Genomic DNA, 20,747 nt, shown 5'->3' with positions numbered 1-20,747 from the left:
CTGGAGTGGCCTAAACGCCGATCACACCCAGCAACAGGTCGATGATTTTGATGCCGATAAACGGAATCACGATGCCGCCCAGTCCGTACACCAGCAGGTTGCGCGTCAGCAGGGCATCGGCGCTGCCGGGGGTGTAGCGCACGCCGCGCAGGGCAATCGGAATCAGGGCCGGAATGACGAGGGCGTTGAAAATCACGGCGCTGAGAATGGCGCTCTGCGGGCTGCTGAGGCCCATCACGTTCAGCGGAGCCAGCGCGGGCAACTGGGCCGCGAACAGGGCGGGCAGAATCGCAAAATACTTGGCGACATCGTTGGCAATCGAAAATGTGGTCAGTGCGCCGCGAGTCATCAGCAAACCCTTACCGATTTCCACAACCTCGATCAGCTTGGTGGGGTCGGAATCCAGATCGATCATGTTGGCCGCTTCCTTGGCCGCCTGCGTGCCGCTCTGCATCGCCAGCCCCACATCGGCCTGAGCCAGCGCGGGCGCGTCGTTGGTGCCGTCGCCCATCATGGCAACCAGCTTGCCCGCCGCCTGTTCTTCCTTGATCATCCGCATCTTGTCTTCGGGGGTGGCCTCGGCCAGAAAGCCGTCCACGCCAGCTTCACGGGCAATTGCTTCGGCGGTCAGGGGGTTGTCGCCCGTGATCATCACCGTTCTCAGGCCCATGCACCGCAACTGCTCGAATCGCTCGCGCATGCCCGGTTTCACGATATCCGACAGGGCCACCACGCCCAGAATCTGCGTGCCGCTCAGCACCACCAACGGCGTACTTCCCCCGCGTGAAACCTCATCCACCATGCTCTGAAGTTCGGGGGGAATGTGGCCCCCACGCTTGCCTACCAGCCGGGAAACGGCGCTGCCTGCGCCCTTGCGAATGCTCAGGCCGCCTGCGTCCACGCCGCTCATGCGGGTCTGGGCCGAAAATTCTATCCATTCGGCGTTTGCGGGAGTTGTAGGCGCGATGCCCTGAGCGGCAGCCAACGCCACAATGCTTTTGCCTTCGGGCGTTGGGTCGGACAGAGAAGACAGGGCGGCGGCGTGGGCCAGCTCTGCTTCTGTCACTCCGGGCAGCGGCGCAAACCGGGTGGCCAGGCGATCTCCGATGGTGATGGTTCCGGTCTTGTCGAGCAGCAGAATATCCACGTCGCCCGCCACTTCCACGGCCTTGCCGCTTTTGGCGATCACGTTGGCCTGCAGCGCCCTGTCCATCCCCGCGATCCCGATGGCCGGAAGCAGACCGCCGATGGTGGTGGGAATCAGGCACACCAGCAGCGCCACCAGCGTGACCACGTTGACTTCCACGCCCACAAAACGCGACATCAGCGGCAGCGTGGCGACCACCAGCAGAAAAATCAGGGTCAGGGCCGCCAGCAGGATACTCAGCGCCAGTTCGTTGGGGGTTTTCTGGCGGCTGGCTCCCTCCACCAGCGCGATCATGCGGTCTAGAAAAGATTCCCCCGGCTGGCTGGTCACGCGCACGACGATGCGGTCAGACAGGACCCGCGTACCGCCCGTGACGCCGCTGTGATCGGTTCCGGCCTCACGGATCACGGGGGCACTTTCCCCGGTAATCGCGCTCTCGTCCACGCTGGCTAATCCTTCTATGATCTCACCGTCTCCGGCCACGATTTCGCCCGCCTCGATCACGATCAGGTCTCCACGGGTCAGGCGGGTGCTGGGCACGGTTTCTTCTGTGCCTGTCAGGGTTCCGCCAACCAAGCGGCGGGCGGGGGTGTCCTCGCGAGCGGCCCGCAAACTGGCGGCCTGCGCCTTGCCGCGTGCCTCGGCTAGCCCTTCGGCAAAGTTGGCAAACAGCACGGTCAGCAGCAGCAACACAGTGATGGCGGCCTCGTAGCCCCAGCTTTTGCCCGTGGCAACGTTGGCAACCGTGAGGTAAAGCGTCAGCGCCGAGCCGACCAGCACGACAAACATGACCGGATTGCGGGCCTGAGAGCGCGGATCGAGTTTGGTCACGCTGGCACGCAGAGCGCCGCGCACCTGTTCGGGAGCAAACAGAGATTTCTTAGCCGGAGCTGGGGCAGGCGTGGGGGCCGGAGTGTTGGGGAGAACGGTCATTTGATGGCTCCAGTAGAGGAAACAGCGGGGGGAGTGTTCAGGCTGAGTTGCTCGGCCACCGGCCCCAGCACCAGCGCAGGCGCAAAGTTCAGCAGTTGCAGCAGCAGCATCACGCTCAGCAGCATTCCGGCAAATACGGGCGTATCCACGCGCAGGGTGCCGCTGGTTTCGGGCGCGGCCTTCTTCTGGGCCAGATATCCGGCAATCGCCAACGGGCCAAGAATGGGCAGAAACCGGGCCAGAATCAGCACCACGGCGCAGGTCACGTTCCACCACGGCGTGTTGTCGCCCAGACCCTCGAAGCCGCTGCCGTTGTTGGCATAGGCGCTGTTGTATTCGTACAGCACCTGCGACAACCCGTGAAAACCGGGGTTGGAATTGGCCGTGACGGTGGAAAAAGCCAGCGCCGCAGCGGTAAAACCCAGCACCAGCAAGGGCTGAAGCAAAATAATCAGCGAGGCCAGCTTGATCTCGCGGGTTTCGATTTTGCGGCCAAACAGTTCGGGCGTGCGGCCCACCATCAGGCCCGCGATAAACACGGTCAGGATCACGAACACCAGCATGTTGATCAGGCCCACGCCGATGCCGCCGTACACATCGTTCAGGAACATGCCGAGCTGAGGCACCAGCCCGCCCAACGGGTTGAAGCTGTCCAGCATCCCGTTCACGCTGCCGTTGCTGGTCTGGGTGGTGATGGCTCCCCAGAGGGCAGTGGCGTCGGGACCGAATCTCACTTCTTTGCCCTCCAGGTTGCCGCCCACTGCGGCCAGTCCGGCAAGGGCCGCGTTGGGTTGCCGCTCACTCAGCACCGCGCCCAGCGTCAGGGCCGCCGACATCACGCTCATCACGCCGATCAGCGCCACCCCGAATCGGCGGCGGCGCAGAAACAGGCCCGCAGCAAAGACCAGCGCGACGGGAAACACGATGATGCCGACCATCTGAAACAGGTTGCTGAGCGGCGTGGGGTTTTCCAGCGGCACAGAGCTGTTGGGGCCGTACCAGCCGCCGCCGTTGGTGCCCAGTTGCTTGATGGCGACCATCGCGGCCACCGGGCCAACCGGGATGATCTGGGTGGACACCGCTTCGCTTTCCACCATCTGCGACTCCAGCAGAGTGGCCGTTGTTGCGCCGCCGAAGGTGCTGGGCACGCCCTGAGAGGTGAGCAGCAGGGCCAGCACGAACGACGCCGGAATCAGCAGCCCGATGGCCCGCGTCACGTCCAGAAAGTAGTTGCCCACATTGGATTCACCCTTCAGGCCGCGCAGTACGGCAAACAGGGCCGCCATGCCCACCGCCGGGGTGATGAATTGCAGCGCCGTGATGCCCAGCATCTGCGACAGGTAGCTCAGGCCACTTTGCCCGCTGTAGTGCTGCTGGTTGGTATTGGTGATGAAGCTGGCGGCGGTGTGCAGCGCCGTATCCCAGCGCAGGTTAGGAATTCCATCGGGATTGAGGGGCAGGCCGCCTTGCAGCGCGTACAGCAGGAAGGCGACCACGCCGATCAGGGCATTCGTGCCCAGCAGGGCCGCGCCGTACTGCCGCCAGTTCATCGGGCGGGAGGCGTCCACCCCGGTCAGGCGCAGCAGGCGGGAGGTGAGGCGCGAAGCGGGCGCAGAAAACACCCGCGCAATCAGCGTGCCCAGCGGCACAGCCAGCGCAAAAGCCAGCGCGTAGGTCAGGAAAATGTCCATCTCAGAGCTTCTCGGGAAGCAAGAGGGCGGCGGCCAGCACCCCGAAGAGCGCGAGCAGGATCAGGAGGCCGATCAGAAGACCCACAGCTAAAACCTCTCAGCACGAATGAGGGCGTACAGCAGATAGGCGACCAGCGCCAGCACGAGGAGCAGCAGAAAAACGTCCATGAGCAGCATGGTCGGCCCCTTCCGGGCGGCGCGACATTCTGCTTGTGGCTACCCCCGTAGGCCACCTGACCAATCGGCCCGGCCTGCGCCCGCTCTAGGCTGAGGCTGTGCTGGAAAAAGCCCTGATGCCCGAATCCTCTATCTCTGAATCCGCTGTGCCTGAAACCACGCCCCCTCTATCTGAAGATTCTGCTGCGCCCACAGGCACTAGACTGGACAGCGTGAATTCGGCCCTGCCTCCCCGGTTTGCGGTGCCCGGAGAACGTACCGCAGCGGCGCTGGCCTGGACTCTGCTGGGCCTGATCACTGCCGCCGACATTCTGACGCCTACCCAGTGGGTGCTGGGAACGCTGCTGAGTGCGCCTGTGGCTTTGGCCGCGCTGGGCACCTCGCAACGCACCACGCTGGCGCTGCTGGCTTTTAGCGTGGGCGCGAACCTGCTGGCGGGCGGCCTGAACGCCGGGCGCGACGGCATCACGACCTTCGATGCTGTGAACCGCACCGTGAGCATTCTGACCGTGCTGCTGGTGGGCCTGTTGACCCTGCGTGCCCGAGAAGCCAGCGCCCGCGCCGCCCGATTGGCCGAAGAGGAACGCCGCCTGACCTTTGAACGCAGCCTCAGAACGCTGGTCGAAAGTGTGAGCGGGCCGCTGGGCGAGGCCGAATTCGTAAGCCGTGCAACGGCGGCCTTGCAAGCCCTGACCGGAGCGCGGAGCGTAGAAATCGGCGCGGTAGACCGGGCCATCCTGCGCGAACCCTATGCCCGCACCACAGACGCAGCGGCGACAGCACAGGAGAGCGCCCCCAGGGAGCTGTCACGCCTGAATACCCGGTTGCCTTTAGACGTGTTGACGCGCCCACCCAGCCCAGCAGCCAGCGTACAAAATAACGTGTGGGCGGCGCAGGGCGGCGATCTGGTGTTGGCCCGGCTGTCTCGCCGCCCCGCCGCCGAGGGTGGGGGAGACCTGCTGATCATCATGGAGCGCCCCACCGCCCTGCCGGGAGAAATCGCGCAGGCGGTAGGCACGCTTCAGCCGCTTCTGGACCGAACCGGGCTGCTGGACGAACTGCGCCTGCAACGCGCTCAGTTGGCCGAACGCGGCGAGGTGCTGCGCGATCTGGTCTACGCTTTTTCGCACGACCTCAGAACGCCTCTGATCGCCAATGCCATGAGTATGGAAACGGCCCTGCGCGGCGCATACGGCCCGCTGCCGGAGGCTTACCGCGCCACCCTTCGCAACGGCCTGGAGGCGAATGCAACCCTGCTGGCGCTGGCCGATCAGCTCCTGGCCGTCGCCAAGGTCGAGGGCGGCGAACCCGAAGACCCTTCCGGCGACGTAAATTTGCGGGATATGACCCTGGGCGTGTTGTCTCAGCTTCAGGCGCGGGCCGATGCACGCAGCATCACGCTGGAACCGCACCTCAGCGGCGTGCGGGTGCAGGGCCGCCCCCACGATCTGCGCCGCGCCGTACAAAATCTGATCGACAATGCCGTCAAATTCAGTCCACCCGGCGGCACCGTGCGCGTGACCCTGAGAACCGACGCCGACGAGGCTGTCCTGACCGTGCAGGATGACGGCCCCGGTGTCAGCGCCGCCCGCATCGCCTCATTGTTTCAACGGTTCCGGGGAGGGGGCGCAGGCAGCGGCACAGGGCTGGGGCTGTATCTCACCCGCCGGATTGCACAGGCCCACGGCGGAAACGTGACCTACGCCCGCACCGCCCGCGCCCAGAGCACCTTTATCCTGACCCTCCCCACTGAACTTCCCACCAGCACCCCGGAGCGCCTATGACCTTCGCCTCACCGACCCGAATTCTGTTGATCGAGGATCATGCCTTTACCCGAGACGGCCTGCGGGCAGCCATCAATCTGGAAACCGACCTGCGCGTGACCGCCGAGGCCCGCAGCGGCGAGGAAGGGCTGGAAGTGTTGGCGCGGCATGAGGTGGATGTCGCTGTGGTCGATATCGGACTGCCCGGCATAGACGGAATTCAGACCTGCACCGAGATCAAACGGGGTTGGCCCGCTGTGCGCGTGGTCATGCTGACAGCCCACGACCTGCGCGACGAAGTGTTTGCGGCGCTGGCCGGTGGTGCCGATGCCTATTGCCTCAAAAGTGCCCAGTCTGATCTGTTGCTGCTGGCCATCCGCGCCGCCGCCGCCGGAAGCGCCTACCTCGATCCGCAGGTGGCCCACCACGTTCTGGGCGGCATCCGTGCCCCTGATACGGCCTCACCCCTCACCGCTCGCGAGATGGACGTTTTGAGGTTGATTGCCGATGGAATGTCCAATAAAGACATTGCCCTGCGCCTCGGCGTCAGCGTGAGTACCGTCAAACTGCATGTGCAGGATCTCCTGGTGAAATTGCAGGCGGCAGACCGGACTCAGGCGGCAGTCAAGGCGCTGCGGCGCGGGCTGTTGTAGCGCCCCGATCTATACCTGGCCCCGTTCATCGGCCTGATGTCCCTGTTCATCTGTCTGATGGTGCTTCTCAGAGTCGTCCATCCGTGTCCGTTCCAGCGCGTAGCCAATGCGCTGGGCCAGGCTTTCCAGCAGGTAACGGCGCTGCGGCGTGACCGAGTGCCAGGTATTGAAACTGGTCAGGCAGAGAATTCCGATCAGGCGGCTGGCATCGTACACCGGGGTGGTCAATACACTTTTTAGCCCCGCCTGTTTCCATTCGAGCACCCCACGCGGATCGTTCTGATAATCGGCGCTCCAGGTCGTTCGCCGGGACCTCACCGACTCGCCTGCGGTGCCCCTGCCACTGTCCAGATGGGTGAGCACCTGATCGTGAACGTCGTACAACTCAGGATTCCCAGAAAAATACAACAGTCGGAAACTGCCGTTGACGCGCTCGTAGTACGCCGCAGCCTCGAACCCCACCAACCGCAACGACAGGGATAGGCCCAGCGGCAACAATTCTTCCGGGCTGGAAAGCAGATCGAGTTGGCGGGCATACTCTTCCAGCGACTCTGGCAAGGTGCCCCCCTGCGTCACCTGCACCTCTCGCTGGCGCTGCTTGAGGGTGTACATCCGCTCGTCCGCCACCGCGATGGGCCGCTCGAGTGGTTCGGGCGTCCAGGTTTCGGTCAACCCAAAAGCGAATGCCGGAAGGCCGGGCCGTGCTCCCGGTGTCTCCCGTAGCGCGAGTCGGAGGGTCTCCATCACTTCTCCAGTCGAGGCGTGCGGAGTCAGCGTGACAAACTCATCTCCTCCCCAACGTCCGATCAGACTGCCCGCAGGCAGGGCTGCCGTGAGGGCCTGAGCGATACTGTGTAAAAACAGGTCACCCGTGTTATGCCCCTGCACGTCATTCATCATTTTCAGGCCGTTCACGTCGATCAGCGCAACCGAAACCGGCGTCCCTGCGGGCAATTGCTGGTAAGCCTGAAGAAGTCCCGACCGACTCAGAGCACCCGTCAGCAAATCCCGCACCGATTCTTCAGCAGTCAGAACAGGCGGCAGGCGCAATAAAAGGCGAATCAGTACCAGCACCATGACCAGCGATATCAACCCAGTGATGCTGGCTGCCAGGTGATATACGGGCAGCGAGGGCGGCCAGGCCAGGGCCAAACAAGCCGCCCACAGCGCCGCGACCAGTGCAGTCAGACGAACCATCTGGGTCACCCGGTCTGGCGCACCCGGCCTGAGTCGTGGAGCAAACCCAGCGAGTGCGAGGCCCAACAGAGCGTCACTTGCCAGGCAAGCCCGAATGATGACCTCAGCCCATTCCGTTACGCTCATTTGGCACACGCCCTACATTCATTCCACACTTCTTTCGACGGCTGAAGCTCAGCCTGAAAGTAAAAGCAGACATTCTCTGACACATTGGCCACGATCCGTATATGATGAACTGCACAGACTCTCCGGTCTATGACCTTTAGGTCGTCTAAATCAGTACAGACTGAGCATCTGATCAGTTTTGTATGCAAAATCCATTATTGCTTTGACAGCATCCTTACTGGAAGAGTGTTCCAGCAAATGCAATGAGTGGGTTGCATACAAGAGGGACGTGCAAGCTTACTTATCAGCGGGAATTATCCCCTGATGCAGCACAGCCAACAATTCTGTTGCCAACATGTCCAACTGGCCTTCCATCTTGGCTTTCAGGGCACGGCGTCCCAACACTTGTGGGTCGGGATTGCCAACAATCAGATGCATCCTCAGCCGGGCGTACTCTGTCACGCTCAGGCGTTCGCGCAATAAAAATTGCACTGTTTTCATGGCCGCGTCTACCCGCTCCTCCAGCGAAGCATTCTGGTGAGGGTCTTCTTCAGCTACCGGCAAAAGCAGCGGTGCAGGGTCACTGGGACGGCTGGGGCGAGCACGTGAACTGGTCTTGCCTACTGCAGACGGGGCCACCGCCTCAACCAACTTTTCCTTCTCGTCATACTTGCCTTCCGTATCGCGAATGACATCTACGAGTAGGGCAGACACGTTGCGGGCCTTATACCCCTGCTCCAATAGGCGCTGAAAACGGGCCAAGCGTGCAGCCACATGTTCATCGCCGTATTCGTGCAGCAAACGCTCCGACACAGACAGGGCCACACGGTAATTCAGCAGGTCTTGCAGCAAGGCGGAGGGCGGCGTCAGCGGTTCGGGTTCAGGGCCAGTGTCAGCGAACAGGTAGGTGATTTCCTGCTTCTGCCCACGCCCGTCGTAGGCCACGTCGGCCAGATATCCGCGCTCGATCAATTCTTCGTGTGCGCCCTGCAAAGTGGCCCTGATTTTATTGCTGCGCTGATCCACTATCTTGCAGGCATCGGCCCAGGCAATCAAATTGACCGTATAGGACGGCAGACGTTCACGCGGGTCCTCCGGTGGATAGCGGCGAGCATCGAGCAGGCGGTACAGGGCGCGGGTCAGAGGACGATCCAGACTGGTCAGAAACTCCAGATCCAGTGGTTTGGTGTACTGCGCCCGAATAGAACGGACGATAGATTCAGCCAAACGCAGTTTCAGCGTACTGGTGCGGCTGAGACCAAGTTCGCCGTCAGGGCTGGTGAATTCCAGCGCCTCTATGTAATTGAAGGTGACAGTCGTCCATTTACGTTGGCGGTGGTCTCGCCACGCCTCGGACGCACTGTAGGTTGCTGTTCTGAGCCGGAACAGGGTCTGACGCAGATTCTGGTAATAGCGGCCCGAATCTCCCAATCCCGCTCTTTTCAAGATCTGATATGCGGTGGTATGCAGCACACCGTCCTCGGGGCAACCGCTCTCCACATACAGATCCATCAGCGCAGTTGCCACGTCTCCGTCCAGACCGTGTGGCACGCCGCCGTATTTGGGCACTGCGTCGCAACTGAGGCGGGCGGGGCGGCCATCCACCTCAAAATCCACTGTCCAGGAAGTAAAACTTTCAGGGATACGCTCCTGAATGCTGATCAGTCCGAGCCGACCGACGTTGGCCTCATCAATGCGCCGAACTTCCTGCGGGAGGGAAGGAGGGAGCTTTGACAACCGGTTGTTGGCCTGTCGTTTGGTGGTCGTCACTCCTACTTCCCTCCTCAAAACTGTCCTCATGATACGCGCCTGCCTCCTCATACGCGATACCGGACAACTCAGGCGGTTTGAGGAGAGACACTACCGGTCTACTCAGGCGATTAGCTGTGAACATAATTCGCTTTAATCGGCAAAAATGACGTATCAGCGCCACTAAAGATTCATTTTTGGGTGCTGATACCCACTACCGGTCTACTCAGGCGGTTTGAGTTGCGACTACCGGTCTACTCAGGCGGTTTGCTGAAAAAGTACCGGTCTACTCAGGCGGTTTGAGTCTGAGCACTATCGGTCTACTCAGGCGGTTTGCTGAAAAAGTACCGGTCTACTCAGGCGGTTTGAGTCTGAGCACTATCGGTCTACTCAGGCGGTTTGCTGAAAAAGTACCGGTCTACTCAGGCGATTGGGGCTAAAAAGTACCGGTCTACTCAGGCGGTTTGCCGAAAAAGTACCGGTCTACTCAGGCGATAAACGCGAAAAACGTCGTGTTTGTGGGAAACTGCTTCCGCCCCCTGATGATGATCATCAATCTTTTAAATCTTTTAAAAGCTCTAAAAGAATCAACATCAAGGCGACCCTGAAAAAATTTGAATTCGGGGTCGGAATGCCAAGCTTGACTTCCTGCCATTTTTGGGCTGATTTCGTCTTAAATGTCATTTCCCTGGCAACCTGCCAGATCTGAATAGGCATAGAAGCTCATCACAGCCTCAGGAACATGCCTCTGGGTAGTTTGCCGCCCCCCAAGTCTGCAGATACCCTATCAATGGCCTTCTCGTGCCTTGTAGAGGCGTCCCAATTTTGGATCCGGATACGGGCAAAAAAATGAGCATCTGATTAGATTTTGGTGAGGCTGTGGGTTATTTGACGACAGATCTTGTTTGCATCGTCTCCGTAATCTGGGTATGTATATGGCCCTAATCAAAATCAGCTGTGATTGAGAAGGACGGGAGCACACCCAAGGTCCATGTCTCAAGTTCGTTAGCTGTTCCTGTTTGTCTATCCACAACAGGTAGAGCAACTCCGATCAAAATCTGTTATGAACATATTGGGGACAAGACTTCTGTTTTTAGTCGCATAAATAGGATAGAATAAACCTGTGCTGGCGGGAGTGAAACACCAGGAGAGCCTTTACGCTTCTCGGTACACTGACCGCACGCCAACATTCGATTCCGCTCCACAAGACACCTAGCCATTACAATTGAGGGTCACCTCACCCACCAGAACATGCCCGGAGGATAACCGTGACGCAAGCCAGCAAGATCAAGAAAACAGCCGCCCCAGACACCGCACAGGTGGCCCAGGATGCCGAAGCCGGATCGCGGATGGCCCTGCAGGCCCTGCTTCGTACTGCTCTGCCTGACCTCAATCTTGATGCGCGGGAGGCTGCCAACACAGCTGAACTCAGCGCCGCCCTGACGCGGGCCCATGAAGCGTGGGGCCTGGGATTGCGGCATATACAACATGAAGTCCGGCTGGAGGAAGGCGGTCTGTTGGGACTGTATGCCGATGGAGCGCGGGTTGGTGGTGCACAAGACGGGCCTGAAGTGCTGGCCTCTGCCTACGCCACCATGCAGGCATTGGATGCCGATGGCCTGAGCAGTTGGCCCGTGTTGCCTGAGGGCCACCGCTTTACGCTTGAGGCCGGAACCCGTCAGATTCGCGTGCTCGTTGAAGATGGCCGCGATTTTGAAAGTCACTGGACAGTGCATACGGGCGGGTTGCATTTCAGGACGGGGCGGCGGGGGGATGATCTGTGGGTTGAGGCCTTTCGCGCCGCTTTAGGTCGCGATCTGGTTCAGGACGCCGCCTGGGAAGTTGTAGAACGCATCAAAGACCGGGCTTTGCGCCGGGAACTTCAGCGTAGAGCAGAAGAAAAGGGCATCCTGGGTGCGGTGCTGGGTGCACGCGGCGAGGCTGTAGAAGCCAGTATGCGCCGCTCGCCGGGATTGCACTTTACGGTCAGTGCCGCTGTGATGCACACCTCCGCCCGCACGCTGGAAGCATGGAAGGCTCTGCAAAAAGAAGCTGTGGCTGCCCTGGAGGCTGCTCAGAAATCACAGGTAGACCGTCTGGTAGACCTGTTGGGCCGAACTGGACGTTAAAATCCTGGTCTGTTTAAAAGATTCATGACACTCCCTCCCCACTGACCTAGAGCGTGGGGAGGGAGTGTTTCATATCGAGTCGGTTTTGTTCACAAACCAATTTCTGGGGTTTTCTTCAAAACAACAGCAAATAGATTGCATTTGACAGATATTTGTCTTGAAATCACAGAAATCTATTGAATGGATGAGTGCGAGTTATTATTGGCTGGGATTAAGAAGAGATGATCTAAGAGTGCGTGCTTGAGCATTAAATGAGACCGTCGGAAAACTCATCCGATGTTTGGTAGAGATGACGTCATAGCTGTTTTTATAGATTTTATCAGCTTGACCTAAACTCTACCCCAAGACAAACCTTGTAGACATTGAGAAAACACTCAGCAGCGAGAGAGCTTGCTCTGCATAAACTTGCTCCTGACCCTGACAGACGGATTCAACACAGGGAACGATGGTTTTTGTGTAAGACCGGATGTTCAGGACTACGTTTATCTCACTTTCCCCTTAGCGGAGGTTTTCCCATGACACAGCCCCAACTTGCTCTTCTTTCTGAATTGACCCGCACTCACGGCGACGCTCTGACCGGCGAAGGCGTGTACTTGCCCAACGGCAGCGTCGCATACGGCACCAACGGTGAGAAGATCGGCACCATCCGTGACGCCCTCGTTGATCCTTCCAGTGGCAAACTGCGCTACCTGATCACCGATGTGGGTGGCTGGTTCTCTTCCAAAGAGGTGCTGATTCCAGTCGGCCACGCCCGAATTACCGATGACGGTGTGTACTTCGACAACCTGACCCGTGATCAGGCCCGTGACCTGGGTGAATACAGCTCCAGCGAGATGTACGCCACCGAATCTTACGAGTCCGACGAGCGTGTGCTGCTGGGGGCCGATAAGACCTCTACCGTGGACGAAACCGCACGCGCCGCATACAAGGAGACCGCCTACCGTACTCCCGAGCGTCTCCAACTGCTGGAGGAGCGTCTGGTCGTGAACAAAGACCGCTTCCAAGCAGGCAGCGTTGAGATTGGTAAGCACGTGGAAACCCGCGAGCAGCAGGTGAATGTGGCGCTGGAACGCGAAGAAGTGATCATTGAGCGTCATACTGTGACCGATGGACAGGCTGTGACCGGAGCTGTATTGGGCGAGGGCCAGACCACCATGCGCGTAGATTTGGAAGCCGAACGCGCCAATGTGGGCAAAGAAGCCTACGTGGTGGAAGAGATCGAAGTAGGTAAGCGCACTGTCACTGATAGCCAAGTTGTTACCGAAACCGTAGGCCGCGAGGTGCTGGACGTGACCAAGACGGGCGAAGTCCGTGTTGACGAGGGCAGCACGACCACGACCGAAACGAACACCACCAACCGCAAGATCTGAAATGATTCACTTGGACATGTTCTAGACCAGTGAACGCAAACCGGAGCAGCGTGGAAGCACATCCGCCCTGCTCCGGTTTTGTTCGTTTCGATTTCGTTCGCCTCTCCATTGCGCTGCTCTTGGGCGCTCTCCTGATTCGTCCTGTGAGGATTCCCATGACCGATTCACGCGATCCTACGCCGTCTGTAACGCCGGAAGACACTTCTGTCTCCACCTCATCCATTCCGTCTCTGACCACTTCCGTGGGCGCGGGAGTCAACGAGTCATCGGAAGCGTTGACCCTTTCGGCGCAGGCGCAGCAGTCTTCCAGAGTTCACCTGAACCATCTCACGCTGCATGAAGAACGTGCCCGTGTAGATGTGGTGCGCGAAGTCTACGGCTCGGTGACTATCAATAAGGTCGTCACCGAGCGGCAAGAACTGCTGCCCGTAATGCTGCGAACCGAAAAACTCGAAATTACGATTGCGCCGGGTGCAGGTGAGGTCATGATTGACGGTGTGGCACTGGAACCAGGGCGTACCCATGAAGTGCTGCTATTTGAGGAACATGCCACCGTCCAGAAGGAAGTGTTTCCGGCGCTGGACGTACAGATCTGGAAAGAGAGCCGGGTCGTGGATCAGAGCCAGACGATCTCGCTCCGGCGCGAGGTGCTGGAAGTGATAGATCCTCTGGGATTGGCACATGAAAGTAGCCAGATTGATGCCTCTGCTCCCGCTCCTTCCGACTCGGTCTGAACAACACCTTCAGCCGGATGGACTTCATCTCAGGGCAGGCTCAGGCTTCGTTGGTCCGGGTATGTTGGAAGGCGACTGGCTTGGTCAAATTGAGGTGTGCTGGGCCTGAAATCTGCGCTGCAGGCAGAGGCCGGGCGAAAAGATAGCCCTGAACATGAGTACAACCCAGAATCTGAAGAACTTCCAGTTCGGAGGTTTCTTCGACACCCTCGGCCACCACCGTGATTCCCAGGCGGTGGCCGAGCAGAATGACGGCGGCCAGAAGCGCCTGACGCCGGGCATTCTGTGCCACACCTTTGACAAAAAGTCGGTCGACTTTCAGGACATCAATGGGCAGGGTACCCAGCACGGCCAGACTTGAGAAGCCTGTGCCGAAATCGTCGAGCGCTACCCGGATACCAATATCCCGCAGGGCTTGCAGGCGGCTGTTGACCAGTTCTACGTCCTGAATGACCACAGCCTCGGTGATCTCCAGAATGAGTGAGGAGGCCGCCGCCCCTGTCGCTTCCAGTATGCCTGTGACCTGTTCCAGGAAATCGCAGCGCATCAGCTGGGTCGAGCTGACATTGACACTGACGGATACGGGTTTATGCCACGCTTCTGCCCAGGCCCGGCCCTGGCTGAGGGCGCAGTGCAGGACCATCGCACCCAACTCGTGAATCAGGCCGCTCTCCTCGGCCACACGGATGAATTCCAGTGGGCTGACCCAACCCAGTTCGGCATCGTTCCAGCGGGCCAGAGCCTCAAAGGCCACAGCCTGCCGACCAGCCAACTCCATAATAGGTTGGTAGTGCACGCTGAGCCCCTCGCTGTGGGGCAGTTGGGTATGCGGCGTTCGGGTGTGGAGGGCCGCCCGCAGACGCCGTTCCAGTTGTACCCGCCGCTGCTGGGTTGCCGACAGACCGGGGGTAAACTGACACCAGCGGCCCGGTCCATTGCGTTTGGCCTCATGCAGCGCCAGATCGACCTGGCGGTACAGTTCGCTGGCCGTTCCGCCCTCGTCTGAGCTGATGCAGATGCCCACACAGATGCTGATATGAAATTCCATGTCGGCCACCGTCAATGTTTCGCGCAGCCGGTCTATCAGCAGATTTGCCATCGCGTCTGCCTCTGCGGGGCTGGAGATGGGCAATAAAACCCCGAATTCATCGCCTGCCAGCCGGATCACTGTGCCCCGACCCTCGCAAACCTTGATCAGCCGCCGCGCCACTGCCTGAAGTAGGGCGTCCCCGACATGATGTCCAAAGGTGTCGTTCACGGCCTTGAACTGGTCTATATCCAGGAGCAGAACAGCTGTTTTGGTCTGTGGCTCCCTCGCCAACTGTTCCAGCGACCAGTTGAAGACCCGGCGGTTGGGCAGGCCGGTCAGTTCATCTTCATGGGCCTGCCGTTCCAGTTGCTGGCGCATCCGGTAAGCCTCGGTGACATCGGCAAACGATACGACTGCGCCCCGGAACACGCCGTCTTCGACCAGAGGTACAGCGTTGATAGACACCAGGATCGCCCGTCCATCTGGCCGCACGAATTCCACCACCGAGTCGCGAACGGTCTTGCCTGATGAGATGGCCTGGGCCGCCGGGTAGGCGCTGACTGGAAGAAGCTGGCCTGCCGGGTCGCGCAGGCCCCAACTCTTGTCGAAGGCCAGTGGAAACGGAACGATCTCGCCGCATTGGTCTTCCTCGGCCCCTCCGCCCAGTCCGCTCAGTTGACGGGCAGTGGGGTTGGCGGCCACCACCCGCCCATCGGCATCGAATAGCAGCACGCCTTCGTCCAGCGCCCGCAAAATGGTCTGGGCCTGCCTCTCGCTGCGTTCCAGCGTCCTGAGCAGTTGTGCGCGTTGCAGGGCAGGAGCCAGCTGAGGCTGAAGCCAGCGCAGATGGGCCAGAACGTCTTCGCTCGGTTCTGGATAACCCGTAAAATTCAGCGCGATCAGCGCCGTCAGCTGATGCTCGTGGTTCAGCGGCACCATCAATACAGGCCCCGCCTGTGCGAGGAGGTTCCGATCGGCCATCGCGTGGATATCTGGCAAGGCCTGATCGGTCAGTTCATCCTGAAGCCAGAAGGGAAGGCCGTAAGAAAGTGCCCGCCCGATGGCCGACTCCGGCATGGCCTGAAACTGGCGTACCTGATTCAAGATATGTTCGGGGATCTGCTCGGCGTGCAGAACCCGGAACATGCCCACCGACTCCAGTGGGCCAGCCAGCACTGCGTATGGGGTTCCGGCGATATCGGCCACTGCTTTCAGGGTGTCGCGGTACACGCTCTGCGCTTCGGTGGCCTGCCCCAATTTTGTCAGCAACTGCCGTGCACCGCTTTCCCAGCGTTGCTGGCGCTCCTGCTCAGAGACGTCCCGAATTGCACCGACCCAGCCGCAGACCTTCCCCGCCTCATCATGCACAGGGACGCACTGCACCTCGGTGGCCCGGAATTCGCCGTTCCGGTGTTGCAGCCGCAGGCGCATCTGAAAGGATTGACCCAGGGCAGTTTTTGCCTGGAGTTCTGTACTCGCGGCTTCCCGGTCGTCCGGGTGAACCGCCTGCAGGTATCCGAAATCCCGGTGCTGCTGGAACAGTTGGCCCGTAAAATATTCCCAGGTTCTCAGGGGCCGGGTGACCCTGAACTGCGCATCCACCTCCCAGATCACCGCGTGCGTCGTTTCCAGTAACGTGCGGTAACGGCCCTCGTTGCGCCTCGCTTCCTCGAACAGTTGAGCGCGTTCTATAGCGCTGGCACACTGCGCGGCCACCACCGTCAGCTGGCTGCGGGTCAGCAGGTCCACGGCCCAGGGCTGTTTCATGCTCAGGGTCATGCTGCCCAGTACCCGTCCACTGCTCCGGAGAGGCAACACCACGACTTCCTGGGTATGTGCGTCGATCTGCAGGGCTGGATAGCGGGCCTCACATTCCGCGCGGCTCATGACCATCAACTGCCCAGTCCGGAACGTTTCGGCCAGAGGAACGTCGGCGTTGACGTGAATCCGCAGATAGGGTTCCACCCCTGCCGGATCGAAATTGACGGCGTACCGTACCTTCAGCACGTCTTCTTCCGGATCGTGTAGGGCCACCAATACCCCGTAGGTTTCTTCCTGCAAGTGCTGAAGTACAGTGTTCAATACCTGATCCAGATGGGTTGCGGCATTGAGCGCTTCTGTCAGATTCAGCAGCCGTGAGGCGTTGCGGCGGGCGCGGCGTAATGAAGTCACGTCCTGAAAAAAGATTTCGACTCCTTCTGGGGTCGGGAAGGTCTGGACATGGACATGCACGTTCAGCGGCGGATATTCGGTATCGAACGACACAGCCTCGCCACTCTGGATGGCTGTACTGTGGCGTTCAAGCAGCGCCCAGGTTTCCGGAAACTCGTCGAACAGACGGCGGCCCACCAGCTGATCGGGTGTTTTGCCTGTGGCTTCGGCAATAACCCGGTTCACGTAGGTAAAGCACCACTCACGGTCCAGAGCGACGTACCCATCGGTCATCGCCTCCAGAATATGGTTGTCACGCTGGTTCAAAGGAGAGTTCCGAAGTTGGTCAAGATCATGCATGCTGGCATGCTCGGGCGACCTCGGCCATGACTTTCCTCGCGTTTCTGACTCCTTGTCCTTTCCTCATGTCGGGCTGATCTGACGCTCGTGGGAGGAGGCACGACTTCACGTTGGCCCGTCCGGGTCAACATTCTCTTCTACTGTCTACTGCTGCCCCAGATAGTGGTGAATCAGGGCCACCGACATGCTGCCCTCACCCACGCCCGACGCCACCCGCTTGATAGAGCCGTGGCGCACGTCGCCCGCCGCGAAGATACCCGGTACGCTGGTTTCGAGCAGCAGTGGATCCCGCGTCAGGGGCCAGTGGTCTGCGGAAACGGCGCTGCCAGTCAGGATATAGCCGCGTTCATCGCGGCACAGGGCTTCAGGCAGCCAGTCGGTACGGGCATCAGCCCCGATAAACACGAACAGGGCGTTGGTGGCGATCTGTTCTTCGGTGGGGAGTGCGTGGGGAGGCCGGTGCCGGACGGTCAGACCCGTGAGGTGGCCGTCACCATGAAGGGCTGTCACTTCGCAGTTCAGGCACACCCGCACATTGGCCTTGCCCGCCAACTGATCTATCAGGTACTGCGACATGCCCGCTTCCAGGCTCGGGCCACGGATCAGCAGGCTGACACGCTCGGCATAGCCCGAGAAGTGCATGGCGGCCTGTCCGGCGGAATTGCCGCCACCGATCAGGTATACGTCCTTGCCCCGCATGCCGGACGCCTCGGTACGGGCCGCTCCGTACCACACGCCGCGCCCACTCAGTTCCCTGGCGTTGGGCAGAGGCAGGGGCCGCCACTCCACTCCGGTAGACACGATGACGGTGCGGGCCTGAATGCGTTCGCCCCACTTCCCTTCGCCTCCCGTTCCCTCAATACCGTCCAGCGTGACCACATGGAATCCCCTTCCCGGCGTGGGGCTGGGCGTGACTGACATCGCCTCGCGGGTGGTCACCACTTCGGCCCCGAATCGCCGGGCCTGACGCAGTGCGCGGGCGCTGAGATCGTCTCCCGACAGGCCTGTGGGGAAACCCAGATAGTTTTCGATGCGCGAGGATGTTCCAGCCTGACCGCCGGGGGCGTGCTTTTCTACCAGCAGCGTACACAATCCCTCGGACGCGCTGTACACCGCTGCTGCCAGTCCTGCCGTACCACCGCCCAGAATCACCACGTCATATTCAGAGCGCTCCGGATCAACTTGTAGGCCCACCCGGACGGCCACTTCGCGCATGCTGGGACGCGTCAGCACTTCTGCCCCTGGCAGGATCACCACAGGCTGAGGCAGTTGGATCACTTCCGGCGGAATCAGCGCGGCCAGGGCAGGTTCTTCAGGATCGAGCCAACGAAACGGAACCTGATTACGGGCCAGAAAATCGCGTAACCCAGAGCAGTCAGGTTCGGCGCGGCTGCCGATCAGCAGGGTCACAGCCTGCGGCGTTTCTACGGCCAGCCGTTGCAGGTCGCCTACCCGCCGCGTCATGTTCCTCAGCACCCGCGACGCCACCGCGTCCGAACGGGCCATCAGCGCATGAAAATCGGGCGCTTCCAGCCGCATGACCCGCGATCTTTCCTGTGCCCGGAGGCTGGCGACCGCCCCAGATCCCAGCAACAACGGCACTTCTCCAAAGGCCTCGCCCGGTGCATATGTGTTGATCACATGCTCTGTTCCGGCGGTTTCCTTGAGGACTTCCAGTTGTCCTTCTAGAAGCACAAAAAATGCTGCCGAGTCGCCTTCCTGAATCAACCAGTCACCCGCGTTCAGGTAGACGTCGGCGGCAGCCAGCGCCAATTCCTCGCGCCCGGCTGGGTCGAGGTCGGCAAAAAAAGCGAGTTGGTGGAGGTCTTCTGGAGTGATCAACCGGAGTCCTTGAGGGCAGTGAATGATGAAAGGCGAGGGACACAGAGAGGCGTCGGTGGTTCGCTCTCTATTCTGGCAGCCCCGCGCCTGCACCTGCCATATGCCCCCACTCACTCAGATGATCCCCCCGTACTCTTCAGGTCAGCCGAAGGACCGCCAAAGACCAACTTTATGAGAGCGTCATGCAGCGGTGACGGTCATCCGGCACACTCAGAGCATGATCTCTGTCCTCTCGCTGCTGATGGGAAGCTCCAGTGTGCTCAGCGTGCTGACACTGCTCCTGTTGTTTACGGGCAATATCTGGGCCATGGCCGTGACAGCCGCCGCCGCTCTCATCCTGGCTGCGCTGGCTATTCCTGCACTGGTGCAGCAGGAAGACAGCGAACAGGTACAGGTCAGCAACCTTGGCGGAGCTGAAGTTTAGGAGTCGGCCAGTGGGCCTCAGTCTGTGGGTCGATCCGGCTTGGGCGGCCCGCAACTGCCCCGCTCGATCATTTTGCCAGGAAACGTGATGCTTTCGCCCGTCGAGCCGCCTTCCAGGGCGGCAATAATTTTGAGAGCTGTGGCTTCTGCCATGGCTTCTACAGGTTGCTCTATCACGGTAATGGGTGGCTCGACCAATCCGGTCCACGGGTAATTATCGAAGGTCAATAAACTGACGTCGCCGGGAATATGTAGTCCACGCTCACGCAGTGCGCGGTATGCCCCCACCGCCTGCGTGCCTGCCAGCGCGATCAGGGCCGTGGGCGGGACGGGCAGGCTCATCAGGTCATGCGTCAGGCGGTAGGCCGTGTCCTCAGTCAGCAGCGTGACGCGCTGATATTCGGGCGGTACGGTCAGGCCGTGCGCGTTCATGGCTTCTGGAAAAGCTCGGCTGCGTTCTTCGGGATGAACGCTGGGATGATAGGTGCCCAGCGCAGCAATCCTGCGGTGGCCGAGGCCGTGCAGGTAGGCGACGGCGTCGTATACGGCAGCCGAATTGTCCAGCATCACCGAGGGATAAGGACTGTTGGGCGCGGTGTAGTCGAACTCCACCACCACCACGCCCCGCGCCACCATGCGGGCCAGGTATTCCCGGCTCTCGGGGCCGTACCCTGCACGAATCATCACGGCGGCCACCCGCTGACCATACAGGCGGCGCAGTTCCTCCACCTCACGGGCGGCGCTGTATTCGTTTTCGGTGATGATCAGCGTATATCCGGCTCGGTTGAGGGCGTGAGCGGTGGTGCGGGCAAACTGAGCAAAAAAAGGTTCGACGATGCTGCCCAGTACCAGACCCACTGTCTGGCTCTGGCCTCCGCGCAGGCCGCCTGCACGTTGGTCAGGTTCGTAGTGCAGGGCTTCTATGGCGGCCTGCACGCGGGCAAGAGTTTCGGGCGTGAGTTTGTCGGCTTCACGCAGGGCACGTTTGGCAGTGGTAGGGGAGACGCCCGCAAGTCGCGCAACGTCCTGAATGGTGGACACGCGGGCCATTCTAAGCATCACAGAGGCAAAAAACGAGTTGTGTGGCCACGCTGCGGCCCGTTTCTGGCGAGGCGGAATCTGGTTTTCGGATTACGGCAACCGACAAAAGCGACCCAGACAGGCTTTGAAGTCGTTCTGGTTGGAATGGACACGAGATCACTACACCCGGTGCAGAGAATTTACCTGGGGGGCTGGACATTTGCCAAAGTTTATGGTTCACTAATGGTCACGAGACCATCAATCAAAGTTCTG

Annotated in this window: 15 protein-coding genes; 6 read left to right on the top strand and 9 right to left on the bottom strand. The window is 60.4% G+C overall.

The window, feature by feature from the left end; genetic code table 11:
* Positions 1-10: 10 nt before the first annotated feature.
* The 3 genes from kdpB to kdpF form a co-directional block, all read right to left on the bottom strand.
* Positions 11-2,080 carry a potassium-transporting ATPase subunit KdpB gene (kdpB, locus tag F561_RS0115680; protein WP_019010912.1) on the bottom strand — a complete coding sequence of 690 codons (2,070 nt, stop codon included), beginning with the start codon at positions 2,078-2,080 and terminating at the stop codon, positions 11-13.
* Complete coding sequence (gene kdpA / locus F561_RS0115675) at positions 2,077-3,771, bottom strand: potassium-transporting ATPase subunit KdpA (protein ID WP_019010911.1); 1,695 nt, start codon at positions 3,769-3,771, stop codon at positions 2,077-2,079. The genes kdpB and kdpA overlap by 4 nt, the downstream gene beginning before the upstream one ends.
* An 87-nt stretch (positions 3,772-3,858) precedes the next feature.
* Positions 3,859-3,948, bottom strand: a complete 90-nt coding sequence (gene kdpF / locus F561_RS27945; protein WP_019010910.1) for a K(+)-transporting ATPase subunit F — start codon at positions 3,946-3,948, stop codon at positions 3,859-3,861.
* Between the two features lie 212 nt (positions 3,949-4,160).
* Here kdpF and F561_RS0115660 point away from each other — a divergent pair, with 212 nt between their 5' ends.
* A complete protein-coding gene (locus F561_RS0115660; RefSeq protein ID WP_245556546.1) occupies positions 4,161-5,732 on the top strand; it encodes a sensor histidine kinase in 1,572 nt (523 codons plus the stop codon).
* Complete coding sequence (locus F561_RS0115655; RefSeq protein ID WP_019010908.1) at positions 5,729-6,364, top strand: response regulator; 636 nt, start codon at positions 5,729-5,731, stop codon at positions 6,362-6,364. Before F561_RS0115660 ends, F561_RS0115655 begins: the two co-directional genes overlap by 4 nt.
* A 9-nt stretch (positions 6,365-6,373) precedes the next feature.
* Here F561_RS0115655 and F561_RS0115650 read toward each other — a convergent pair whose 3' ends face one another.
* The 3 genes from F561_RS0115650 to F561_RS28935 form a co-directional block, all read right to left on the bottom strand.
* Positions 6,374-7,687 (bottom strand): diguanylate cyclase domain-containing protein, encoded by a 1,314-nt coding sequence (locus tag F561_RS0115650; protein ID WP_083922478.1) that lies wholly within the window; start codon positions 7,685-7,687, stop codon positions 6,374-6,376.
* A 276-nt stretch (positions 7,688-7,963) separates the two neighbouring features.
* Positions 7,964-9,436, bottom strand: a complete 1,473-nt coding sequence (locus F561_RS0115645; RefSeq protein ID WP_019010906.1) for a replication initiator protein A — start codon at positions 9,434-9,436, stop codon at positions 7,964-7,966.
* Positions 9,437-9,967: 531 nt separating this feature from the next.
* Positions 9,968-10,132, bottom strand: a complete 165-nt coding sequence (locus F561_RS28935) for a hypothetical protein (RefSeq protein WP_019010905.1) — start codon at positions 10,130-10,132, stop codon at positions 9,968-9,970.
* A gap of 551 nt (positions 10,133-10,683) precedes the next feature.
* Here F561_RS28935 and F561_RS25655 point away from each other — a divergent pair.
* From F561_RS25655 to F561_RS25650, 3 genes are all read left to right on the top strand, one after another.
* Positions 10,684-11,544, top strand: a complete 861-nt coding sequence (locus F561_RS25655) for a hypothetical protein (RefSeq protein WP_019010904.1) — start codon at positions 10,684-10,686, stop codon at positions 11,542-11,544.
* A 515-nt stretch (positions 11,545-12,059) separates the two neighbouring features.
* Positions 12,060-12,914, top strand: coding sequence for a PRC and DUF2382 domain-containing protein (locus F561_RS0115630; RefSeq protein ID WP_026298965.1), 855 nt, complete (start codon positions 12,060-12,062; stop codon positions 12,912-12,914).
* A gap of 155 nt (positions 12,915-13,069) precedes the next feature.
* Positions 13,070-13,648, top strand: a complete 579-nt coding sequence (locus tag F561_RS25650) for a YsnF/AvaK domain-containing protein (protein ID WP_019010902.1) — start codon at positions 13,070-13,072, stop codon at positions 13,646-13,648.
* Positions 13,649-13,688: 40 nt separating this feature from the next.
* Here the strand turns inward: F561_RS25650 and F561_RS0115620 are convergent, their stop codons facing one another.
* Both F561_RS0115620 and F561_RS0115615 read right to left on the bottom strand, forming a co-directional pair.
* Positions 13,689-17,189, bottom strand: a complete 3,501-nt coding sequence (locus F561_RS0115620; RefSeq protein ID WP_083922476.1) for an EAL domain-containing protein — start codon at positions 17,187-17,189, stop codon at positions 13,689-13,691.
* Between the two features lie 144 nt (positions 17,190-17,333).
* Positions 17,334-19,031, bottom strand: coding sequence for an FAD-dependent oxidoreductase (locus tag F561_RS0115615; protein WP_019010900.1), 1,698 nt, complete (start codon positions 19,029-19,031; stop codon positions 17,334-17,336).
* 217 nt (positions 19,032-19,248) lie between these two features.
* On the opposite strand from F561_RS0115615, the gene F561_RS0115610 reads away from it, so the two are divergent.
* Positions 19,249-19,455, top strand: coding sequence for a hypothetical protein (locus F561_RS0115610; RefSeq protein WP_019010899.1), 207 nt, complete (start codon positions 19,249-19,251; stop codon positions 19,453-19,455).
* 17 nt (positions 19,456-19,472) lie between these two features.
* Here the strand turns inward: F561_RS0115610 and F561_RS0115605 are convergent, their stop codons facing one another.
* The gene (locus tag F561_RS0115605; RefSeq protein ID WP_019010898.1) at positions 19,473-20,504 is read right to left on the bottom strand and encodes a LacI family DNA-binding transcriptional regulator; all 1,032 of its coding nucleotides are present in this window, start codon (positions 20,502-20,504) and stop codon (positions 19,473-19,475) included.
* Positions 20,505-20,747: the final 243 nt, after the last annotated feature.

Origin of the sequence: Deinococcus aquatilis DSM 23025 (assembly GCF_000378445.1) — a bacterium.
In the GTDB taxonomy this organism is placed as follows: domain Bacteria; phylum Deinococcota; class Deinococci; order Deinococcales; family Deinococcaceae; genus Deinococcus; species Deinococcus aquatilis.
The sequence above is the reverse complement of the archived record's forward strand: the minus strand, read 5'-3'. Positions and strand labels throughout refer to the sequence as shown.